Source organism: Streptosporangium sp. NPDC000396 (assembly GCF_042898655.1).
In the GTDB taxonomy this organism is placed as follows: domain Bacteria; phylum Actinomycetota; class Actinomycetes; order Streptosporangiales; family Streptosporangiaceae; genus Streptosporangium.
Genome location: NZ_JBIAZA010000018.1, coordinates 141,328 through 160,911 on the forward strand (window position 1 = coordinate 141,328; position 19,584 = coordinate 160,911).

Annotated in this window: 16 protein-coding genes; 9 read left to right on the forward strand and 7 right to left on the reverse strand. The window is 68.3% G+C overall.

The features are described 5' to 3' along the window. Positions 1–118: 118 nt before the first annotated feature. From ACFY2X_RS27885 to ACFY2X_RS27895, 3 genes are read right to left on the reverse strand one after another with little or no spacing between them, the layout of a single operon-like run. Positions 119–1,081 (reverse strand): ABC transporter substrate-binding protein, encoded by a 963-nt coding sequence (locus ACFY2X_RS27885; RefSeq protein WP_389943349.1) that lies wholly within the window; start codon positions 1,079–1,081, stop codon positions 119–121. After that, positions 1,078–3,033 carry an ABC transporter permease gene (locus tag ACFY2X_RS27890; RefSeq protein WP_389943352.1) on the reverse strand — a complete coding sequence of 652 codons (1,956 nt, stop codon included), beginning with the start codon at positions 3,031–3,033 and terminating at the stop codon, positions 1,078–1,080. The genes ACFY2X_RS27885 and ACFY2X_RS27890 overlap by 4 nt, the downstream gene beginning before the upstream one ends. Then, a complete protein-coding gene (locus ACFY2X_RS27895) occupies positions 3,030–4,106 on the reverse strand; it encodes a glycine betaine/L-proline ABC transporter ATP-binding protein (RefSeq protein ID WP_389943355.1) in 1,077 nt (358 codons plus the stop codon). The genes ACFY2X_RS27890 and ACFY2X_RS27895 overlap by 4 nt, the downstream gene beginning before the upstream one ends. 465 nt (positions 4,107–4,571) lie before the next feature. On the opposite strand from ACFY2X_RS27895, the gene ACFY2X_RS27900 reads away from it, so the two are divergent. Together ACFY2X_RS27900 and ACFY2X_RS27905 are read left to right on the forward strand one after the other, a co-directional pair. Continuing rightward, positions 4,572–7,400, forward strand: a complete 2,829-nt coding sequence (locus tag ACFY2X_RS27900) for a nitrate- and nitrite sensing domain-containing protein (RefSeq protein WP_389943358.1) — start codon at positions 4,572–4,574, stop codon at positions 7,398–7,400. Between the two features lie 292 nt (positions 7,401–7,692). Further along, complete coding sequence (locus tag ACFY2X_RS27905; protein ID WP_389943561.1) at positions 7,693–8,016, forward strand: DUF742 domain-containing protein; 324 nt, start codon at positions 7,693–7,695, stop codon at positions 8,014–8,016. 109 nt (positions 8,017–8,125) lie between these two features. Here ACFY2X_RS27905 and ACFY2X_RS27910 read toward each other — a convergent pair whose 3' ends face one another. After that, positions 8,126–9,001, reverse strand: a complete 876-nt coding sequence (locus ACFY2X_RS27910) for a helix-turn-helix transcriptional regulator (protein ID WP_389943361.1) — start codon at positions 8,999–9,001, stop codon at positions 8,126–8,128. Between the two features lie 253 nt (positions 9,002–9,254). Here ACFY2X_RS27910 and ACFY2X_RS27915 point away from each other — a divergent pair, with 253 nt between their 5' ends. Next, positions 9,255–9,455, forward strand: a complete 201-nt coding sequence (locus tag ACFY2X_RS27915) for a hypothetical protein (protein ID WP_389943364.1) — start codon at positions 9,255–9,257, stop codon at positions 9,453–9,455. Positions 9,456–9,496: 41 nt separating this feature from the next. Here the strand turns inward: ACFY2X_RS27915 and ACFY2X_RS27920 are convergent, their stop codons facing one another. Then, on the reverse strand, positions 9,497–10,462 hold the full coding sequence (locus ACFY2X_RS27920) for an SIS domain-containing protein (protein WP_389943367.1): 966 nt from the start codon (positions 10,460–10,462) through the stop codon (positions 9,497–9,499). Positions 10,463–10,555: 93 nt separating this feature from the next. Beyond that, the gene (locus ACFY2X_RS27925; RefSeq protein ID WP_389943370.1) at positions 10,556–11,491 is read right to left on the reverse strand and encodes a hypothetical protein; all 936 of its coding nucleotides are present in this window, start codon (positions 11,489–11,491) and stop codon (positions 10,556–10,558) included. Between the two features lie 363 nt (positions 11,492–11,854). Between ACFY2X_RS27925 and ACFY2X_RS27930 the strand changes: the two genes are divergently transcribed. The 4 genes from ACFY2X_RS27930 to ACFY2X_RS27945 are packed head-to-tail and all read left to right on the forward strand — an operon-like array spanning position 11,855 to position 15,978. Further along, a complete protein-coding gene (locus ACFY2X_RS27930; protein WP_389943372.1) occupies positions 11,855–12,982 on the forward strand; it encodes a spermidine/putrescine ABC transporter substrate-binding protein in 1,128 nt (375 codons plus the stop codon). Further along, positions 12,979–13,854, forward strand: coding sequence for an ABC transporter permease (locus ACFY2X_RS27935; RefSeq protein WP_389943375.1), 876 nt, complete (start codon positions 12,979–12,981; stop codon positions 13,852–13,854). Before ACFY2X_RS27930 ends, ACFY2X_RS27935 begins: the two co-directional genes overlap by 4 nt. Then, positions 13,847–14,620 carry an ABC transporter permease gene (locus ACFY2X_RS27940; RefSeq protein ID WP_389943378.1) on the forward strand — a complete coding sequence of 258 codons (774 nt, stop codon included), beginning with the start codon at positions 13,847–13,849 and terminating at the stop codon, positions 14,618–14,620. Before ACFY2X_RS27935 ends, ACFY2X_RS27940 begins: the two co-directional genes overlap by 8 nt. Beyond that, on the forward strand, positions 14,620–15,978 hold the full coding sequence (locus ACFY2X_RS27945; RefSeq protein WP_389943381.1) for an ATP-binding cassette domain-containing protein: 1,359 nt from the start codon (positions 14,620–14,622) through the stop codon (positions 15,976–15,978). Before ACFY2X_RS27940 ends, ACFY2X_RS27945 begins: the two co-directional genes overlap by 1 nt. Here ACFY2X_RS27945 and ACFY2X_RS27950 read toward each other — a convergent pair. Continuing rightward, positions 15,972–16,580, reverse strand: coding sequence for a TetR/AcrR family transcriptional regulator (locus ACFY2X_RS27950; protein WP_389943384.1), 609 nt, complete (start codon positions 16,578–16,580; stop codon positions 15,972–15,974). The genes ACFY2X_RS27945 and ACFY2X_RS27950 overlap by 7 nt on opposite strands. 130 nt (positions 16,581–16,710) lie before the next feature. Here ACFY2X_RS27950 and ACFY2X_RS27955 point away from each other — a divergent pair, with 130 nt between their 5' ends. After that, positions 16,711–17,982, forward strand: a complete 1,272-nt coding sequence (locus tag ACFY2X_RS27955; protein WP_389943387.1) for a glycosyltransferase — start codon at positions 16,711–16,713, stop codon at positions 17,980–17,982. Between the two features lie 34 nt (positions 17,983–18,016). Then, entirely contained in the window at positions 18,017–19,414 is a 1,398-nt protein-coding gene (locus ACFY2X_RS27960) for an aminobutyraldehyde dehydrogenase (protein ID WP_389943390.1), read from the forward strand. The last annotated feature ends 170 nt before the right edge of the window (positions 19,415–19,584 follow it).

Genomic DNA, 19,584 nt, shown 5'->3' on the forward strand with positions numbered 1-19,584 from the left:
GCTGAGGTGGGCGGCGGCCAAGCCCTGACCGTTCCGAACGGGGAAACCGTAGTAGGGATCCACCGCCGGGGTAAACCCGGCATTCCCCGCACCGGACATGATGGAGCCTGCCGATCGATTACTTGGGGATCCAGGAGGCCCAGACGGTCGGGTTGGCCTCGACCCACTTCTTGGCCGCATCCTCGGGGGACATGCCGTTGTTGGTGATGTCGTTGGCCACCGAGTTCTGCGCCTCGTTGGTCCAGGAGAAGTTCTTGACCAGCTCGTAGGCCTTGCCGCCGGTGTCGGCGAACTTCTTGCTCACGATCTTGTCGAGGTCGAGCTCGGCGTAGTCGCAGGCGACCTTCTTGGGGTCGGCGTCGCAGTCCTTGGTGTACGGGGGAAGGTTGACCCGGGCCAGCTCCACCCGGCTGAACAGCCAGTGCGGGTCCCAGAAGTAGAACAGCAGGGGTTTCTTCTGCTGCTGGGCCTGGGTGGCCGACTCGATCAGCGCCGCCTCGCTGCCGCCCACGACCACCTTGTAGTCGAGCTTCAGGTTCTTGATGAGGGCTTCCTCGTTGCTGACGTACGAGGGGTCGCCGAAGAGGATCTGCCCCTTGTCGCCCGACTCGGAGGTCTTGAACAGCTCCGCGTACTTGTTCAGGTTCTTGTAGTCGGTGATGTCGGGATACTTGTCCACCATCCACTTGGGGACGTACCAGCCGATGACGCCCTTGTTGCCCGTGGAACCCGCTTCCACGGCGACCTTCTTCTCCTCGATGAAGGTCTTCTTCAGGTCCTCGTGGCCCCAGTTCTCGACGATGACGTCGACGTCGCCCTTCTCGAAGCCCTCCCAGGAGACCTGCTCGGCAAGCTCCTTCGTCTCGACGTTGTAGCCGAGTTCCTTCTTGAGGAGGTAGGTGATCACCCCGGCGCTGGCCTCGTAACCGGCCCACTTGTTGATAGCGATCTTCACGATGCCGCGCGCGGACGGCTGCGCCGAACCGGTGGCGGTCTCCACCTTCGCGCCGCCACAGCCGGCGACGGCCAATCCGAGTGTGAGAACACCGGCGAGCAGACGGACCTTGCGTCCGATCCTCATGCGATCCTCTTCTTTCGGGGGGAGGGGCGCCGGTCAGCGCCCTGCGTGATGCGGTCGAGCATGATTCCGATCAGCACCGTGGCCACTCCGGCGGCGAAGCCCATGCCGAAGTCGGTGCGCTGGGAGAACCCGGAGACGACGTCGTAGCCCAGGCCCCCCGCACCGACCAGGCCACCGACCACGACCATGGCGAGCGTCATGACGATGCCCTGGTTGGCGGCGAGCAGGATCGCCCGGCGGGCCATCGGCAGTTTCACCTTCCACAGCACCTGCCGGTCGGTGGAACCGCACGACCGGGCGGCCTCGACGACGACCGGGGACACGTTCCTGATCCCGTCCTCCACCAGCCGGACGACCGGTGGCACCGCGTAGATCACCGAGGCGAAGATCGCGGTGAACCGGGTCGCGCCGAACAGCGCCAGGGCGGGCAGCAGGTAGATGAACGCGGGCAGGGTCTGCGCGGCGTCGAGCAGCGGCCGTTGCACTGCGGCGAACCGGGGTGAGCGGGCCGCCACGATGCCGAGCACGAGCCCGACCGCCAGGGTCAGCACCACGCCGACCAGCACTGTGGTGAGCGTCTCCATGGTGTGCTGCCACAGCCCGAGCAGGGCGGTGGTGAGCAGGCAGGCCACAGCGGTCACGGCGGGCCGGCCTCCGCCGGTCCGCCACGCGACGGCGAGCACGACCGCGGAGACCAGCCACCAGGGGGCGGTGGTGAGCAGGGTCTGCAACGGGTTGAGCAGAGCCTCGGTGGTGACGTTCCTGATCGCCTCGGTGACGTCGTACCAGGAGAACTTGGCCCAGTTCACGGCCTCGTTCACCGGCCCGGCGAAGCGGAGCACCCAGTCCTCGGGGAACTCGCCGGGCAGAAAGCGGGCCGCGATCCCGACGCAGAAGAGCATCAGTGACGCGATGCCGAGCCGATCCCACGGGGAGAGGCCGCGGGGTGACGCGGGCGTGCGGGTGGCGGCGGACATGGTCATCCGGTCCAGCACGACGGCCATGGCCACGATGGCGATGCCCGCCGGGACCATGATGCCCACGTTGGCCCGCGACAGGCCGGAGATGATGTTCGAGCCCAGGCCCGGGGCCGCGATCAACGCCGCGATCACCACCATGGACAGCGCCATCATGACGGTCTGGTTGATCGCCAGCGCGATCGTGGCGCGCGCCATCGGGATGTGGACCTTGCGCAGCGTCTGCCAGCCGGTCGCCCCGAGCGCCGTGGAGGCCTCCACGGCCGCGGGGGAGACCTGCTCGATCGCCAGCGCGGTGATCCGGATCGCGGGCGGGATCGAGTAGATCATCGTGGCGACCGTGGCCGAGGCGGGGCCGATCTGGAAGAACAGCACCATCGGCGCCAGGTAGGCGAAGGTCGGCATGATCTGCATGACGTCGAGGACCGGGGTGAGCAGGCGGCGCAGCCGTACCGAGCGGCCTGCCCAGACGCCCAGTGGCAGGCCGACGAGCAGCGAGAGCAGGACCGCCGCGAGCACGAGCGCGAGCGTGTCGACACTCGCCTCCCACACTCCCAGCACCCCGAACGAGGCGAACCCCGCCACGGCGACCAGGGCGATCCGCCAGCCGCCCGCCAGCCGGCCCAGCACACCCGCCAGCCCGGTCAGCCCCATCCAGCCCAGGCCCTGCAGCACCACGTGGAGGAAGTCGTAGAGGCCGCCGATGAGGAGCCGGACGTAGTTCACGAAGAACAGGAAGATCGGGCTCTCGTTGCGGTTGGCGTCCACCCAGTCCCGTATGTCGTCGACGAACCGGAACTGCGCGGCGTCGTCGTCGTGGGGGAGGGTGGCGGTGTCCCGGAAGGCGAGGTAGGCCGCCACGGTCACGGCCACTCCCGCGAACGGAACCAGCCAGGCCCGCAGGCGCGTCCAGGAGCGGGGAGCGGTGGGTGGGGCCGCCGGCGTCGGGGGGAGTACGGCCGACGGAGAGGTCATGCACCGGCTCCGGTGGCGGCCTGCCCCAGATCCCCGCTCTCTCCCAGGTCCCCGGCCATCGCCGCGAGGATGTCGAGGCGGTCGACCACGCCGGCCAGCTCCCCGTCCTGGATGACCCGGATCGGCCGGGCGGATCGCATCACGGCCGGGATCGCGTCGCGGATCACGGTGTGCGCGGGGAGCTCGGGACCGTCAAGATGGTCGTCCTCCAGCGGGGGACGGCAGATCCAGCGCAGCGAGAGCACCTCGCTCCTGGGCACGTCCCTGACGAAGTCGGCCACATAGTCGTCGGCCGGGGCGCCGACCAGCTCTTCTGCGGTGCCGAGCTGGACGATCTCGCCCGCCCGCATGATCGCGATGCGCTCACCGAGCTTGAGCGCCTCGGACAGGTCGTGGGTGATGAACACCATGGTCTTGCCCACCTCGCGGTGCAGGCGGATGACCTCGGCCTGCATGTCCCGGCGGATCATCGGGTCCAGCGCGCTGAACGGCTCGTCGAAGAGCAGCACCTCGGGATCCACGGCCAGTGCCCTGGCCAGGCCCACCCGCTGCTGCATGCCGCCGGAGAGCTGGTCGGGGCGGGCGTCGGCGAAGCCGTCCAGGCCGACCAGGGAGAGGATCTCCCCTGCCCGCTCGTGCCGTTCGCCCTTCGGGACGCCCTGGATCTCCAGCCCGTAGGCGACGTTGTCGATGACCTTACGGTGTGGCAGGAGGCCGAAGTGCTGGAAGACCATGCTGACCCGGTGCCGGCGCAGGTCCCTGAGCTGGGCGGGGGAGGCGGCGCGCACGTCCTCGCCGGCGATCGAGATCTCCCCGGAGGTCGGCTCGATCAGCCGGGTCAGGCAGCGGACCAGGGTGGACTTGCCGCTTCCGGACAGGCCCATCACGACGAACACCTCGCCGGGCCGTACCGTGAAGCCGACGTTCCTGACGGCGGCGACGCAACCCGTCTTCTCCCGAAGTGCGACCGGGTCGAGTTGCGCGTCGGGGCCGCGGAGAACGCGCTCCGCTCGCGGGCCGAAGATTTTCCATAACTCTCGAACCTCGATCGCGGCACCGTCGGATGGGGCCACTGTTGTCTCCTCCAAAGCTCGGCGATCGGGTCTGGGGATGGCGCCGCTGGGGCTTCCTCTCCGCCGTGCGAGGCGCTACCTGGCCGATCCGCAGCGTGGGCAAAGATCCAAGAGCACTCCCTAGCGAGGCTACGGACGCAGGGAGTCACGATATGGGGGAAATATCGTGAATCACAGTGATGTGATCTTCTAGAGACCGTTGCGCCTCTGCCGCGTTATCGCTCACTCAGAGTCATGGAACGATGCAAAGGGCTATCCAGGCAGGATGGATACCTAATAGGGGTGTGTGGGTGCCCGAAATCTAGGCCCTACACTTGAACTGAAGTGTCAGTTCCATCCCTGCTGCCTCATGAGTTGCTATTTGTGGAGCTGTGTTCGATTGGCCCCACAGGTTGAGATGTGCTCGAATTACCGGGAACCTAGGGAATTCGGCCAGCGGGTTCATCCGCCGAGAGGCAGTGTTCGGTGAGTACATACAAGATCGAGGGTGCGGGGAGTAGTTTCCGCCTGCGGAACTGGCGGGTGCGCTCCAGGCTGGTCGCGCTCATCCTGGTCCCCACCGCCGCGGCGGTGTTGCTCGGCGGAATCCAGGTCTTCGCGTCCATGCGCGCTTCTGCTGAATACCAGCAGGTCAACGACCTGGCCAGGCTCTCGGATCACATTGGTGCGCTCACCCACGAACTGGCCGCCGAACGCGACCGCACGACCTGGTTCATCGCCCGTGGCCGCCCGGACCGCGACGTGCAGGCCGTACGTGATCAGATGAACGCGGTGGACACCGCCGTGGCGCGCGTCCGCGACAGCGGCAACCTGCTCAAGAACGAGGTGGGTGGCCGCACCAAAGACGAGGTCGAGACCGCGCTCACCCGGCTGGACGACCTCAAGCCGCTCCGTGGGCAGGTGCTGGGGTCGACACTGCTGCCCGACGCGGCCATCGACGCCTACTCCCTGGTGATCACCGACCTGCTCTCCCTCTATGACGAGCTCGGCAAGGGCAGCGCCGACGACGTGCTGTTCGGGCAGGCGCTGACCCTGGACGCGCTCGCCCGCGCCAAGGAGGCCCTCTCGCTCCAGCGGGGTCTGCTGTCGGAGGTGCTGGTCTCCGGCCGATTCGAGCAGCAGCAGCTGGAGAAGTTCCTCGGCGCCGTCTCCGCCGAGCGCAACGAGCGCAACGCCTTCGCCGCCGAGGCCGGCAGCGAGGAGCGCCGCCTCTTCGACGAGACCGTCAACGGAAGGACCGCCGACCGGGCCGAGTTCCTGCGGGAGCTGGTCCTCCTCCGTTCGGCCTCCGGGGCGTCGCTGAAGGGGCTGGACCTGGCGAAGAAGGACGACGCCAAGGAGTGGTACGAGGCGACGACGACCACGATCGATCGGATGCGCGAAGTCGAGCGGCGGCACGCCCAGGACATCGTGGCCCGTAGCCAGGAGCTCGGCGACGCCGAGCAGAACCGGGCCCTGCTGATCGCCGGATCGGTCGTCGGCCTGCTGCTGATCGTGCTGCTGATCACCACCGGGGTGGCGCGATCGCTGGTCAGCCCGCTGCGGCGGCTGCGCACGGAAGCGCTGGAGGTCGCCGGGGAGCGGCTGCCCGCATACGTCCAGCAGGTCCGCGAGTCCCGCGACGGCGAGATCCTCGCCGACGTGCAGCCGATCGGGGTCATGTCCCGAGACGAGATCGGTGAGGTCGCCCGGGCGTTCGACGAGGTCCACCGCGAGGCGGTACGGCTGGCGGGCGACGAGGCCAAGCTGCGCAACACGGTCAACGCGATGTTCGTCAACCTCTCCCGCCGGAGCCAGACGCTCGTGGAGCGCCAGCTCAGCCTGGTCGAACGGCTGGAGCGCGGCGAACGCGACGACCAGCGGCTGGCCGACCTGTTCAAGCTCGACCACCTCGCCACCCGCATGCGCCGCAACAGCGAGAACCTGCTCGTCCTCGCCGGCCAGGAGGTGGCACGGCGCTGGCGGAAGCCGGTCGAGCTGATGGACGTGGTCCGCGCCTCGCTGTCGGAGGTGGAGAACTACGAGCGAGTGGTGAGCCGGATCCAGACCGAGGTCGCCGTGGCGGGTCCCGTGGTGAGCGACGTGGTCCACCTGCTCGCCGAGCTGGTGGAGAACGCGATCGCGTTCTCTCCCAAGGAGAGCAAGGTCGTGGTGTCCAGCAGCCGGATCGACGGCGGCGGCGTGATGGTCTCGGTGACCGACCAGGGCATCGGCATGACCGCCGAGGAGCTCTCCCAGGCGAACTGGCGCCTGGCGAACCCCCAGGCCGCCGACGCCTCGGTCGCCCGCCGGATGGGCCTGTTCGTGGTCGGCCGTCTCGCGCTCAAACACGGCATCCGGGTGCAGCTCCGCCCCCAGGAACCCGGTCTGACCGCCATGGTCCTCCTCCCCGAGGCGATCCTCTCCTCCGTCATGGCCTCCCCGCAGGCCGGGCCTTCCCGGCCCGCCGGCGCCCTCCAGCCGGGGGGAAGGCCGAACGGCTCGCTCCCCGGAACGCGCGAACCCGCTTCCGGGTCGTCGTTCCCACCCGCCCCCGGCGCCCCGTCCGCCCCGCTCGGGACCTCGTCTCCCGCGCTTCCCCGGCGGCAGACGCCCAGCGCGCGGGCAGCCGTGCCGCCGCAGGCCGGACCGCCCTCGGTGAGCTCACCAAACGTGTGGGGCTCCGTCACGGAACGCCCACGTCCCGCGTCCCGGGAGGGCGATCGCTCCCCCCGGACACCGCTCGGCCCGCTCGACTCCCACCCCGGCTTGCCCGAGGTGGACGCCACCGGGCCGTTGCCCAAGATCGACGCCTCCGACCCCTCGCCCAAGGACGTCAGGAAGTCACCTGACGTTCCCAAGGCTCTGCCGGAGGCGGCGAACACCTCCACACCTCTGCCCAAGGCAGAAGCCTCCGCGCCAGGCGCGGAGGAGGAGTTCCTGCCGATCTTCGCCTCGGTGGAGTCAGGCTGGTTCCGCATTGCCACCCCTGCTGCCGGCGACGAGCCGGACGAGTCAGGAAAGCCCGCGCCCGCCCGGCTGGAGCCCGTTTCCTGGGAGTCTCCCGCCGACACCGGCTGGCAGGCCGCCCAGGCCGCGAGCGCCCCCACGCTCGGCGGGACGACCACATCCGGTCTGCCGAAACGCACCCCCAAGGCCAACCTGGTGCCCGGCTCGGTGAACCCGGCGGCCAGCCCGCCCCCGTCACCGGCGCCTGCGGCTCCCCTGTCGGCCGATCGGGTGCGCAGCCGGATGTCGAGTTTCCAGCAGGGTGTCCGTAAGGCTCGTAACGAGCTCCCGAAGCGGGAGAACTGACATGCAAGACGGATACAGGAATGACGGGCAGGGGCCGAGAGACGGATACGGCCCCCTTCGCGACGAGTTTCCCGGGCATGGCTTCCCGCAAGGTGAGCCTCCCGGATACGGCTCGCCCTACCAGGGACCTCCCGGTTACGGTTCGCCGCACGGCGAGCCCGGTGGTTACGGCTCCTCGTATGAGGAGCCTGCCGGTTACGGTTCGCCGTACGGTGAACCCGGTGGTTACGGCTCCTCGTATGAGGAGCCCTACGGATCTTCGTATGGCGAGCCTCCCGAGGAGGAGAGCTCCCTGGTCCGTATGTACACCGTCACCGGTGGCCGGACCGCTCCGCGTACCCAGCTCGCCATGGAGGCCCTGGTCTCCTCGGCGACCTCGGCCCAGCTGGGCCTGTCCTACATCCGTGAATACCGCGCCATCAGCGAACTCTGCCGGCAGATCCGCTCCGTCGCGGAGATCTCCGCGCTCCTCGGCATCCCCCTCGGCGTGGCTCGCGTCCTGATCTCCGACATGGAGGCCGAGGGCCTGGTCCGTGTCCACCACCCCCAGATCGACGCGGGCGGTCCCGGGCTCAAGCTTCTCGAACGCGTCCTCAGCGGCCTGCACCGTCTGTGACCCGGTGTCTGTGACCGCGTGTCTGTGGCCGGTCTCGTTCCCGGTCACAGGCGCGTTCGTCGCGGCGCCCGCCTCGTGCCCATCCGGCCTGAGGGCCTTGGGAAGTCCTCTAAGCCGTCTTCAGGCGCCGGTATAGATGCTTCTCATGGTCATGTCCCATGACGCTGCTGCCGAGGAGGGTCAGGGCGAGCTCGGAAGGGCTGGCGGGTTCGGCGTGAATGGTGATCAGTTGCTGGCCGGGGGCGCTGTTGACGGTGAACGCCTCGCAGGTGAGGATCAGGTCGCCGACGTCGCGGTGGCGGAAGAGCGCGATTATGGGCGATACGCGTGATACGTCGTGACGCACCCACAAACGGTGGAAGTCCGCGTTTTTGAGGGAGAGCTCGTCGACCAGTTCGGCCAGGTGGGGATCGTCGAGATCCGTTCCCACGGCGGCGCGTAGGTGGGCCACCTTGGCGTGGGCGAGCTGCTCCCAGTCCCGGCCCAAATCACGGTGGATCTCGCGCACGGCAGGGTTCAGGAAGACCATCCGGACGAGGTTGTCCGCGTGCTCCTGCCCGTCGAAGAGCGCGGCGGCCAGCGGATTCCTGGCCAGCACGTCCATCCACCGGTTGATCACCAGCGCCGGGGTGAACGGCCAGCCGTGTATCAGTCGCAGCAGGTCCGGGCTGACCTTCTCCGTCTGCTCGACCGCTCTGAGCTGCGGTGGCCTGGGGTGGGCGAGTTCGTGCAGGTGCGCCGCGGCGGCGGGTTCGAGATCCAGTGCCCGTGCCAGGGCGCCGAGCACCTGCTCGGATGGATGGCGTTCGCGCCCCTGTTCCAGGCGGATGTAGTAGTCGGTGCTGACCCCGGCGAACATCGCCACCTCTTCCCGGCGCAGTCCCGGGGTCCGGCGAGGACCGGAGTACAGCAGCCCCACTTGTATGGGGTTGGTGGCCTCGCGCCGAGCGCGGAGGAACTCACCCAGAATATTGTTACTGGCCATTTCGTCACCAAATGTCCGAGATGTCCGAGATAACTTCTTTTGTGTCGGAAACCGGTTGGTCGAGTGCCGTATTCCCCGATCATCCCCCGGTCCCCGGATCCGTGCCTGGGAGTAACACTCCTACCCTCCTCGACGGCATCCTGCCTAGCGTGAGATCCAGACACCGTGCCGGTGTCCTCCGCGGCACCGATCCGGTGTTCCGTCAGCCCGGGGATCGCCCCGGGTGCAACCGATTCGACAGGAGTGACCTGTCATGATCAAGCTCAGGAACGCTCTCGCGGCCGGAACGATGGTGGCCTCCGTCCTCATCGCGCCTGTGACGGTGGTGGCCCAGTCCGCCGGCGCCGACACCGTGGCCGGGACCACCGCCACCGCATCCGCTCCCTTCGTCCAGCGCGATGGCGACGGCAGCGCCAACGGTGCGGCCAACGGCAGCAGGATGAACCGCTACTGAGAGGGGACGCACAGTCGTGTTCCGAACACCTCGCGCCGGGACTACGGACGAGACTGAGCCAGCCACCACCGGGCGGCGATGAGCTCGGCCACCAGGGTCTCGGTGAGGAGGGCGACGTCGGGGTCGTCGTCATGGCGGTAACGGACGGCGGCCTTGGCGTCGGGGAGCTCGCCGCCGACGGTGAGGACGGTGGATCCACGCTGGCGGATCCAGTCCATGGCCTGGTCGTCGTAAGGAGAGCCGGGGAACAGGATGGCGCGGTAGTCGAGGGTCTTGGTGAGATAGACGTCGACGTGGGACCAGTCACCGGTCTCACAGGCGTCGGCGGCCCTGCGGGGTCCCTCGCGGAACATCAGGGCCGACTGCTCGGCGGAGGACAGGCGCTCGGCGGGAGCGATCGTGTAGACGCCGTTCGGGCCGTCGAGCAGGGTCATCGCCTGCTCCAGCCACTGGTCGCGGCGCTCCAGCAGGTCGCCGGTGGCCTCGGCCGTACGGCGAAGCAGGGCGGGCACGTCCAGCTCCGAACCGGTGAGGCGGTTGCGCAGGGCCAGGAGCAGGGCGATGGTGTGCTGGAAGGTCCGGCAGGACACGCCGCCCCGCTCCTCGCCCGCCACCATCGGCACCACCAGGTCGGCGCCCTCGGTGATCGCGGAATCGGGCTTGTTGGTCAACGCCAGCACAAAGGAACGCCCGCGATGGCGGGCGACCGCGTCAAGGGTCTCCCGGCTCCCCCCGGTGGCGGAGATCGCGACCACCAGGGTGTCCGGGGTCGCCGGATAGGAGACGGAGGCGGAGGCGTATTCGGCCACCGCGTCCACGCCCGCCGCCCGCAGGCGCTGCGCGGCGATCCCGGCGGCGTAGCGGGAGCTGCCCATGCCGAGGAAGAGCACCCGCCGGGTCTCGGCGGGGAGCCCGTCGAACGGGTCGCGGGTCTCCAGGGCGCTCGCCAGGTCGGCCAGCGCGGCCGGCTTGGCCTCCAGGTCGGCGAGGTACAGCTCGGGGTTCACGTTCTTCTCCTTGAGATGTGCGGCTGGCGGCGGGGCCTGGGGTGTGCGGCCGGTGCCGAGACCGGCCCGGTTGCGGGAGTGGTTCCGGTCCGGTCAGGGGTACCAGGAGCGCAGGACGCCCATGGGGGCGTAGCGCCAGCGGGGGAGGTGCCGGGCCGCGTAGATGAGCTCCCGGCACTCCTGCTCGATCTCGAACGGCCGCAGCAGGGAACGGTCCAGGAGGGCGGCGTGGCCGCGCTCGGCCAGGCGGGCGAGGTAGGCGGCCTGGAGCGCGGCGCGGGCGGCGGCGGTCCACTCGCCGATCACCAGGGGGTCGGCGTCGCGGCGTTTGACGGCGACCTGGCCGACGTGTTCGAGGCTGGTGGTGAGCTGAGCGAGATCGCGGGCGGCGGGCTGGAAGGGGTCGGCGCCGGTGACGGTCGGGTTGCCGTCGAAGTCGATCACCGCGTAGCCGTCCCGCCAGCGGAGCATCTGACCCACGTGCAGGTCGCCATGGATGCGTATCAGCGGGGTGGCGCTCACGGACGTCAACGGACCGAGTTCGGCGCGGAGCGCGTCGGCGTGGGCCGAGAGCCAGTCGCCGTCCTCGCCGCCGGTCAGTGCGAGCGCCTCGTTCAGGGCCTCCTCGGCACGGGCGGACCACGGAGCCGGTCCCGGTCGCGGGGGAGCGGGCGCGTGCCGTACGGGGTCGGGGAAGGTCGTCGAGGGGGTGGCCATCGCCGCGTGCAGGTCGGCGGCCAGGACGCCCAGGTCTGCGGCGAAGTCCGTGCCGCCGGTGACGGCCTCGTCCACACACCATTTCCAGCCGTCCTCGGCGTCCGGCAGGTAGGCGGTGACCAGGGCGAGCAGCAACTCGCCGTCATCCCCGTGATGGGACACGGCCGCGTACGGCGTTGCGGTGGCGGTGAAACCGACCGAGGTGAGATGGGCGAACATATCCGGCGTCGGCTGGGGGAGCGGCGCCGGTGGGGTGAGCCACTTCACGACCACGCTTTCGCCGACGATCACGGAGTGGTTGGTCTGGTCCACGTCGAATCCGCGTTCGATAACCGGCGGGGCCTCGGAAACCGATGACAATTGAATATCGATTGAAAAGTTGGTGGCGGCGGTCCCGGCGAGCGGATGGAAGCGGCGGACGGCGAACGAGGCAGGAACATCGCAGCTCAACGCGGCGACGAGCGCGCTGCTCCGTCCGTCGCCGGCGCGTGGCGCGGTGTCGAGCCGACTCCAGATTGAACGTGGATTTAGCAAACAGATCAAACTTCCATTGGGGCGATGTCGGGCAAAGTCTTGCCCAAGTTATTCTTGGCTGCAACACTCCTGCTTTGGTCTGCCGTGTCCGTAACGGCCGGTCTACCCCACTAACACTGAATTCTGAAGGAGTAGCGGCCCGTGTCCCGTGCCCGGTACCCCCGTCGTCTTCCGGCTGTCGCTCTGATCGCCGGACTCGCGCTCGCCGTTTCCGCCTGCGGCGGAGGGTCCACGGACACCGCTGCCGCCCCTGCGGCCAGTGCTTCTTCCCAGCAGCTCAACCCGAACGCGGACCTGTCCAAGCAGAGCGTCGCCATCTCGGTCTGGGATGGCTACACGCCCAAGGAGCTTCCCCAGAAAGTCAAGGAGAAGCTCAAGTTCGACCTCAAGGTCACGCTGCACGCCACCAACGAAGAGATCATGGGGAAGCTGACCGCGGGCGCGGACACCGGTCTTGACGTGGCCTTCGTCTCCGGCCAGTACGCCCAGGCCCTCAACGCGGCCGGCCTGCTGGAACCCATCCACCCCGAGCTCATCCCCAACCTGGCCAACCTCTACCCCGAGGCCAAGGAGCTCTCCTACGACAAGGGCAACGTCTTCTCGGTTCCCTACACCTGGGGCACCACCGGCATCTGCTACCGCACCGACCTGATGAAGACGCCGCCGACGAGCTGGAACGACATTCTCGACCCGCCGGCCGAGGCCAAGAAGAAGGTCACCATGATGACCACCGAGCGCTGGCTGGCCCTGCCCGCCATCAAGGCGCTCGGAATGTCGGTCAACACCCACAGCGACGACGATCTGGCCAAGGTCAAGGAGAAGCTGCTCGCGGCCAAGCAGAACGTGCTCGCCTACGACGACACCACCTTCGGCGACCGCCTGAAGAAGGGCGAGGCCGCGATGGTCGTGGCGTGGGACGGCTGGTGCCCGACCAGCGAGAAGAACATCAAGTTCGTGGTGCCGAAGGAGGGCAGCGACCTCTGGGTGGACACGATGGTCGTGCTGAAGTCCTCCAAGAACAAGGAAGCCGCGCACGCGTTCATCAACTACATCCTCGACCCGGAGATCCACGGCTGGGCCGCGGCGAACATCCTCTACAAGGTCCCGAACAAGGCCGCCATGGACCGCGTCGACGCCAAGCTCAAGGCCGAGAACACGCCGCTCCAGATGACCCCGTCCCAGCTGCTCGCAGGTGAGTCGATCATCGACCTGGGAGAGGACTCGACCAAGTTCACCCGCCTCGCAACCGAGGTCGCGGCGAAGCAGTGACACGTTCCAACGTCTCCGGCGCGACCGCGAAATCGCGGTCGCGCCGTTCGCGTGCCCTGGGACAGCTCGTTTTCCTCGGGCCCGGCCTGGCCTACCTGATCGTTCTCCTGCTGATCCCGCTGGCGCTCGTCCTCAGCTACACGCTTTTCCGCAGGGGTCGTTTCGGTGGCGTGATCTACGAGGTGACCGGGGAGAACTTCACCCGGCTGCTCGACCCGCTCTACCTCGACGTGGTGCTCGGCTCGCTGAAGCTGGCCACGATCGCCACGGTGATCGCCCTGCTGGTCGGCTACCCGACGGCGTATCTGATCGCCCAGCTCCCGCGGAAGTGGAAGACGATCGCGCTGGTGGCGATCGTGCTGCCCTTCTGGACGAACTTCTTGATCCGTATATACGCCTGGATCGTTCTACTCAGCGGCCCGGGGCTGGTCAACACGGCCCTGGGCAAGCTCGGCCTGGGGCCGTTTGAATTCCTCTACAACCGGGGGACGATCGTCACCGGCCTGATCTACTCCTACCTGCCGCTGATGGTGCTCCCGCTGTACGCGGCGATCGAGAAGCTCGACCCGCAGCTCCGTGAGGCCTCGGCCAACCTCGGCGCCAGGCCCGCCCGCACGTTCATGTCGGTGACGTTGCCGCTGACTCTGCCGGGTGTGGTCACCGGCTGCCTGTTCGTCTTCGTGCCGAGCTTCGGCAACTTCGTCATCCCCGAACTGCTCGGCGGCGGGCGCTCGATCATGGTCGGCAACCTGGTCAGGGACCAGTTCCTGAAGGCGCGTGACTGGCCGTTCGGGTCCACCCTCGCGCTGGCGCTGCTCGCCGTACTGATCATCTTGCTGCTCGTGCAGGCATGGAGTGCTCGCCGTGCGTAGACCGCGTCTGCTGTACGTCCCCTTCTGGGTGACCTACTTGTTTTTGTACACGCCGATCGTGGTGCTTGTTGTGATGTCGTTCAACTCCGGCGACTCGCCCTACTCCTTCGAGGGCCTCAGCCTGAAGTGGTACGGCACGCTCGCCGGGAACGCCAACATCCGCACCGGTCTGGTCAACACGCTGATCGTGGCGGCCGGGTCCACGGCGCTGGCCACCGTGCTCGGCACCCTGCTGGCGGTGGGACTCGCCCGCTACAGCAGGTCACGGCTGCTGGACGCGCTCGGCGTGCTGCCGGCCGTACTGCCTGATCTGGTGCTGGCCATCGGCCTGCTGGTGTTCTACGCCACCGTCAAGATGACCCTCGGCCTGCACTCCGTGCTGCTGGCTCACACGGTGTTCGGCATGGCGTTCGTGACCGCGGTGGTTCGCACCCGGCTCACTCACACCGACACCTCTCTGGAGGAGGCGTCCAGGGACCTGGGGGCGACGCCGCTCACCACGTTCGTCCGCGTCACGCTGCCCCAGCTCGCGCCGGGCATCGCGGCGGGCGCCCTGCTGGCGTTCACGCTCTCCATCGACGAGTTCGTCATCGCGTTCTTCACCGCGGCACCGACCTCGCCGACCCTGCCCATCGTCATTTACTCAATGGTCCGCTTCGGAGTCACCCCGGAGATCAACGCGCTGGCGACACTGTTGCTGGCGGTGAGCTTCACCGTGGTGATCGTGGCCCAGCGGATGACCCGACTGACGGAGTCGCTGTCCTAATGCTGCAGATCACAGGTGTCAGCCGCCGGTTCGGCGACGTCATGGCGCTCTCGGAGGTCTCCCTGGACATCCGGCAGGGCGAGTTCTTCGCGCTGCTCGGCCCCAGCGGCTGCGGCAAGACCACCCTCCTGCGAATCCTGGCGGGCTTCGAGTCTCCCGACTCGGGCACGGTCACGCTCGACGGCGAGGATCTGCTCGGCCGGCCCGCGCACCGCCGCCCGGTCAACCTCATGTTCCAGTCCTACGCGCTGTTTCCCCACATGACCGTGGCCAAGAACATCGCCTACGGCCTGGAGCGGGAGAAGCTGCCCAAGGCCGAGATCCGTGAGCGGGTCGAGGAGGTCCTGGAGAAGATCGGCCTGGCCGCGATGGCCAAGCGCAAGCCGCAGCAGCTCTCCGGCGGCCAGCGGCAGCGGGTCGCGCTGGCCCGTGCGATCGTCAAGCGGCCGCGCCTGCTGCTGCTGGACGAGCCGCTGTCCGCCCTGGACAAGAAGGTGCGCGCCGAGATGCAGCTGGAGCTCAAGCGGCTCCAGAACGAGGTCGGCATCACCTTCGTCGTGGTCACCCACGACCAGGAGGAGGCCATGTCGCTGGCCGACCGGATCGCGGTCTTCAGCGCGGGCAAGGTGGAACAGGTGGACGCGCCGGTGGCGCTGTACGAGCGGCCGCGTACGCCGTTCGTCGCCGGCTTCGTGGGAGCCAACAACCTCTTCGAGGGGAAGGCGTGCGCCGACGGCCTGTCCGGCGACGAGCTCGGCGTTCTGCCCGGCGTGTCCGATCTGGAGGAGGGGACTTCCGCCCTGCTCGCCGTACGGCCCGAGCGGATCAGGATGGTGGCCTGGGAGAACCCCGAAGCCGAGGAGCCTGAGGACGGCACGGAGGCCGAGGAGCCTGAGGACGGCACGGAGGCCGAGGACGGCGAGACCGGTGAGGAGCCTGAAGGCGACGCCGAGGCTGAGGCCGCTGAGGAGTCTGAGGACGCCGGGTCTGAGGACGCAGGGGAGTCCGAGGACGCTGAGGAGTCTGAGGACGCCGAGTCTGAGGACTCTGAGGACGACGCTGAGTCTGAGGCCGGTGAAGAGTCTGAAGGCGGCGCCGGGTCTGAGGAGGCCGGGGAGTCTGAGGACGAGGCGGAGGCCGAGCACGGCACGGAACGTGCGGCGGGTGACGGCGCCGGGGTGTTGCGGGGCGAGGTCGCCGATGTCAGCTTCTACGGCGGCGTCTCGCACGTCTCGGTCCTCGTGACCGGCCGCTCGATACCCGTCCTGGTGGCCACCCAAGGGGCCACCCAGGTCCAGGTGGGGTCCTCGGTCGCTCTCTCATGGGAGGCCGAGGACGGAGTGCTGATTCCTCAATGAGGCGTCTTGAGCGGGTTGTTCGTGGCGTTCCTGGCGTAGGCCAGGAGCAGTTCCGCCGCCTCCTCCGGGCCGATCACCGGGTGGCGGGCCGTTATGCGATAACCGTACGCATCTTCGAGCGCGACGAGGTTGCGCGCGACGACCAGGGAGTCGTCGGACAGCGTGAAGGTCCCCAGGGCGGCCCCGGTCTCCAGGATGCTCTGGTACATCGACACCTGGCGGTCGTAGAGCGTGGTGAGCAGCAGGGCGTACATCCTGTTGCGGGGAGCGGCTCCGCCGAGCTCGTTGAGCAGTCGCACGTCCGGGTCGTCCGGCCCGTGGGGCAGCCCCGAGCGGATGGTCACGACGAGCTTCTCGGCGGGGTCGCGCATGCCGCTGATCCGCTTGAGCCGCTGCTCGTAGAAGCGCTCCATCCCGGCGTGGTGGGCCTCGACCAGCAACTCGCCGAGGTCGGGGTAGTGGTAGAGCACGGCGCCGGAGGTGAGGCCGGCCTCCTCGGCGACGTGGTTGAGGTGGACCCCCTCGGTGCCGTGCCGGATGATCGCCCGGTGTGCGGCTGCGATGAGATCCAGACGTCGGTCCGCCCGTTTCTTACGCGTCATAATCCCCTGCTCGTTATTGAAAGCCATGCTTTGCGCCGGGGTCCATAGTGGCCGCTTTTTGGCGTTTTAGCCAGCTCATGAATTGAAGCATTATTCAAAAGCAACAAACCCCCAGACAGATGGAGGCGTGATGTCTCTCACGATCCTGTTCATGCCGGAGAGCGCCTACGGGCCGACGAACAACTGCATCGGTGTCGGTGACATTCTCCGCAAGCGTGGTCACCGGGTCGTTTTCGCAGCTGAGGCCTCCTGGAAGGGGAAATTGGAGGCTCTCGGATTCGAAGAGGACCTGGTCGATCTCGCGCCGCCGGCGGAAGAGGAGCAGGACCCGGGACAGTTCTGGAAGGATTTCATCCGGGACACCGCGCCGGAATATCGAAAGCCGACTCTGGCGCAGCTGGAGACGGTGGTCAAGCCGATCTGGGATGCGCTCATCGACGGCGCGAAGTACTGCGAGCCGCAGCTCAAGGCGATTATCGAGCGCGTTCAGCCGGACGTAATCGTCGAGGACAATGTCATCGCCTTCCCGGCGTTGCTCACGGCGGGCAAGCCGTTCGTCCGCATCGTTTCCTGCAACCCGCTGGAGGTGCGCGGCGAGGGTGTCGCTCCGGTCTTCTCGGGTCTTCCCGCCGATGACCGGTCGGAGTGGGACGCCTTCCGCGCCGAGTACGACCGGACCCACCGCGAGGTCTGGACCGCCTTCAACGAGTGGGTCGTCGCCCAGGGTGCCGAGCCGCTGCCGGACCTGAACTTCGTCCATGAGGGCGACCTGAACCTCTACGTCTTCCCGGAGATCGCGGACTACACCGACGCCCGGCCGCTGGGCGACTCCTGGCACCGCCTGGACTCCTCGGTCCGTGAGACCGACGGCGGCTTCGAGTTGCCCGCGTCGCTGGCCGACCGGGACGGCGCGCTGGTCTACTTCTCGCTCGGCTCGCTGGGCTCGGCGGACGTCGCGCTGATGCAGCGGGTCATCGACGTGCTGGGCACCACCCCGTACCGCTTCATCGTCTCCAAGGGGCCGCTGCACGAGGAGATCAAGCTCGCCGACAACATGTGGGGCGCCGAGTTCGTTCCGCAGACTAAGATCATTCCGCTGGTGGACCTGGTGATCACCCACGGCGGCAACAACACCACCACCGAGGCGCTGCACTTCGGCAAGCCGATGATCCTGCTGCCCCTGTTCTGGGACCAGTACGACAACGCCCAGCGGATGCACGAGCTCGGCTACGGCGTGCGTCTGTCCACCTACACGTTCGCCGACGAGGAGCTGACCGGCGCGCTGGACAGGCTGCTCGGCGACATCGAGCTCCGTGAGCGCCTGGCCGCCGCCGGCGAGGAGATCCGCCGCCGCGACGGCCTTCGCAAGGCCGCCGACCTGATCGAGCAGGCCGGCGCCTGAGAGCTCGACGCACGACCACGACGAGGAAAGTTTCATGGGCAAGTTGATCAACCCGGCAAGTGGCGAGTTTCTGTCGGAGGTGTCCGACACCCCGGTTGGCGAGGTGGCGAACGCCGTACGGCGGGCCAGGGCGGCGTTCGAGGAGTGGAGCAGGGCCACTCCGGCCGAGCGCGCCAAGGTGATGCTGCGCTTCGCCGACCTCGTCGAGGCCGACGCGGAGGAGCTCACCCGGCTGGAGGTCGCCGAGACGGGCAAGCCGGCGGCGGTGTTCCGTGACGGCGAGCTGCCGTTCGCGGTCGACAACCTCCGGTTCTTCGCCGGGGCCGCCCGCTCGCTGGACGGCACCGGGGCGGGAGTGCTCAGCTCCGGATACACCTCGGTGCTGGTCCGGCGCCCGGTCGGGGTCGTCGGGTCGATCGCGCCGTGGAACTTTCCGCTCGTGATGGCGATCTGGAAGCTCGGCCCCGCCCTCGCCGCGGGCAACGCGGTGGTCATCAAGCCCGCGCCGCAGACGCCCGGCACCACGCTCCGGCTGGCCGAGCTGTTCGCGCGGGCCGGGGCTCCCGAGGGCCTGCTCCAGGTCGTCCTCGGTGACGCCGAGGTGGGCGAGGCCCTGGTCACCGACCCGGGCGTGGACATGGTGAGCGTCACCGGCTCCACCGAGACCGGCCGCGCCGTCATGCGGGGGGCCGCGGGTTCACTGAAGCGGGTCCATCTGGAGCTCGGCGGCAAGGCCCCGGCTCTGGTCTTCGGCGACGCGGACCTGGCCGAGATGGCCAGGGGCGTGGCGATGGGCGCGACCTACAACACCGGGCAGGATTGCACGGCCGCCACCCGCGTCTACATCTCCCGCGAGGTGTACGGCGAGGCCGTCGAGGCGCTTCACGCGACGTTGGCGCAGATCAAGGTGGGTGACCCCTGGGACCCTGCCACTGATATCGGCCCGCTGATCTCCGCCGGGCACCGGGCCCGCGTGCACGGCTTCGTCGAGCGGTCGGGCGCGTCGGTGCTCTGCGGTGGTGCCCCGCTCGACGGCCCCGGCTTCTACTACCCGCCGACGCTGATCACCGACGCCCGCCAGGACAGCGAGATTGTTCAGGGTGAACTCTTCGGGCCGGTGCTGGTGGCTCTGCCGTTCGACGGCGAGGACGAGGCGGTACGGCTCGCCAACGACACCCCCTACGGCCTGGCCTCCTCGGTCTGGTCCTCGGACGTGGCCAGGGCGCTGCGCGTGTCGCATCGGCTCGATGTGGGCGTGACCTGGGTCAACGACCATCTGCCGATCGCCTCCGAGGCGCCGCACGGCGGGGTCAAGGGGAGCGGCTTCGGCAAGGATATGAGCCAGGAGGCGGTCCAGGAGTACTCGGTGACCCGCCATCTGATGATCAAACATCAGGCTCCGGAGACGAAAGAGTCCTTCCGGCCTGCTTGAAACTATGTAACAAAACGTCCCATTTGCTGGGATTTGTCGACACTTACTCCATTCGATGTGACATAAAGGATGTGCTCAAATTGCTTACCCGATTCCGAGCCGGGCGAGGGGTTACGTAGGCCAGTGAAGACACAAGACCGCCGGAGCCACCGCGCGTCAGGGGTAGGCAG

Excerpts from the sequence above, each read along its gene's own strand:
- ACFY2X_RS27910 (WP_389943361.1), bottom strand. The coding sequence starts at position 9,001 with ATGGCCAGTAACAATATTCTGGGTGAGTTCCTCCGCGCTCGGCGCGAG.
- ACFY2X_RS27915 (WP_389943364.1), top strand. The coding sequence starts at position 9,255 with ATGATCAAGCTCAGGAACGCTCTCGCGGCCGGAACGATGGTGGCCTCC.
- ACFY2X_RS27955 (WP_389943387.1), top strand. The coding sequence starts at position 16,711 with ATGTCTCTCACGATCCTGTTCATGCCGGAGAGCGCCTACGGGCCGACG.
- ACFY2X_RS27950 (WP_389943384.1), bottom strand. The coding sequence starts at position 16,580 with ATGACGCGTAAGAAACGGGCGGACCGACGTCTGGATCTCATCGCAGCC.
- ACFY2X_RS27890 (WP_389943352.1), bottom strand. The coding sequence starts at position 3,033 with ATGACCTCTCCGTCGGCCGTACTCCCCCCGACGCCGGCGGCCCCACCC.
- ACFY2X_RS27960 (WP_389943390.1), top strand. The coding sequence starts at position 18,017 with ATGGGCAAGTTGATCAACCCGGCAAGTGGCGAGTTTCTGTCGGAGGTG.
- ACFY2X_RS27945 (WP_389943381.1), top strand. The coding sequence starts at position 14,620 with ATGCTGCAGATCACAGGTGTCAGCCGCCGGTTCGGCGACGTCATGGCG.
- ACFY2X_RS27885 (WP_389943349.1), bottom strand. The coding sequence starts at position 1,081 with ATGAGGATCGGACGCAAGGTCCGTCTGCTCGCCGGTGTTCTCACACTC.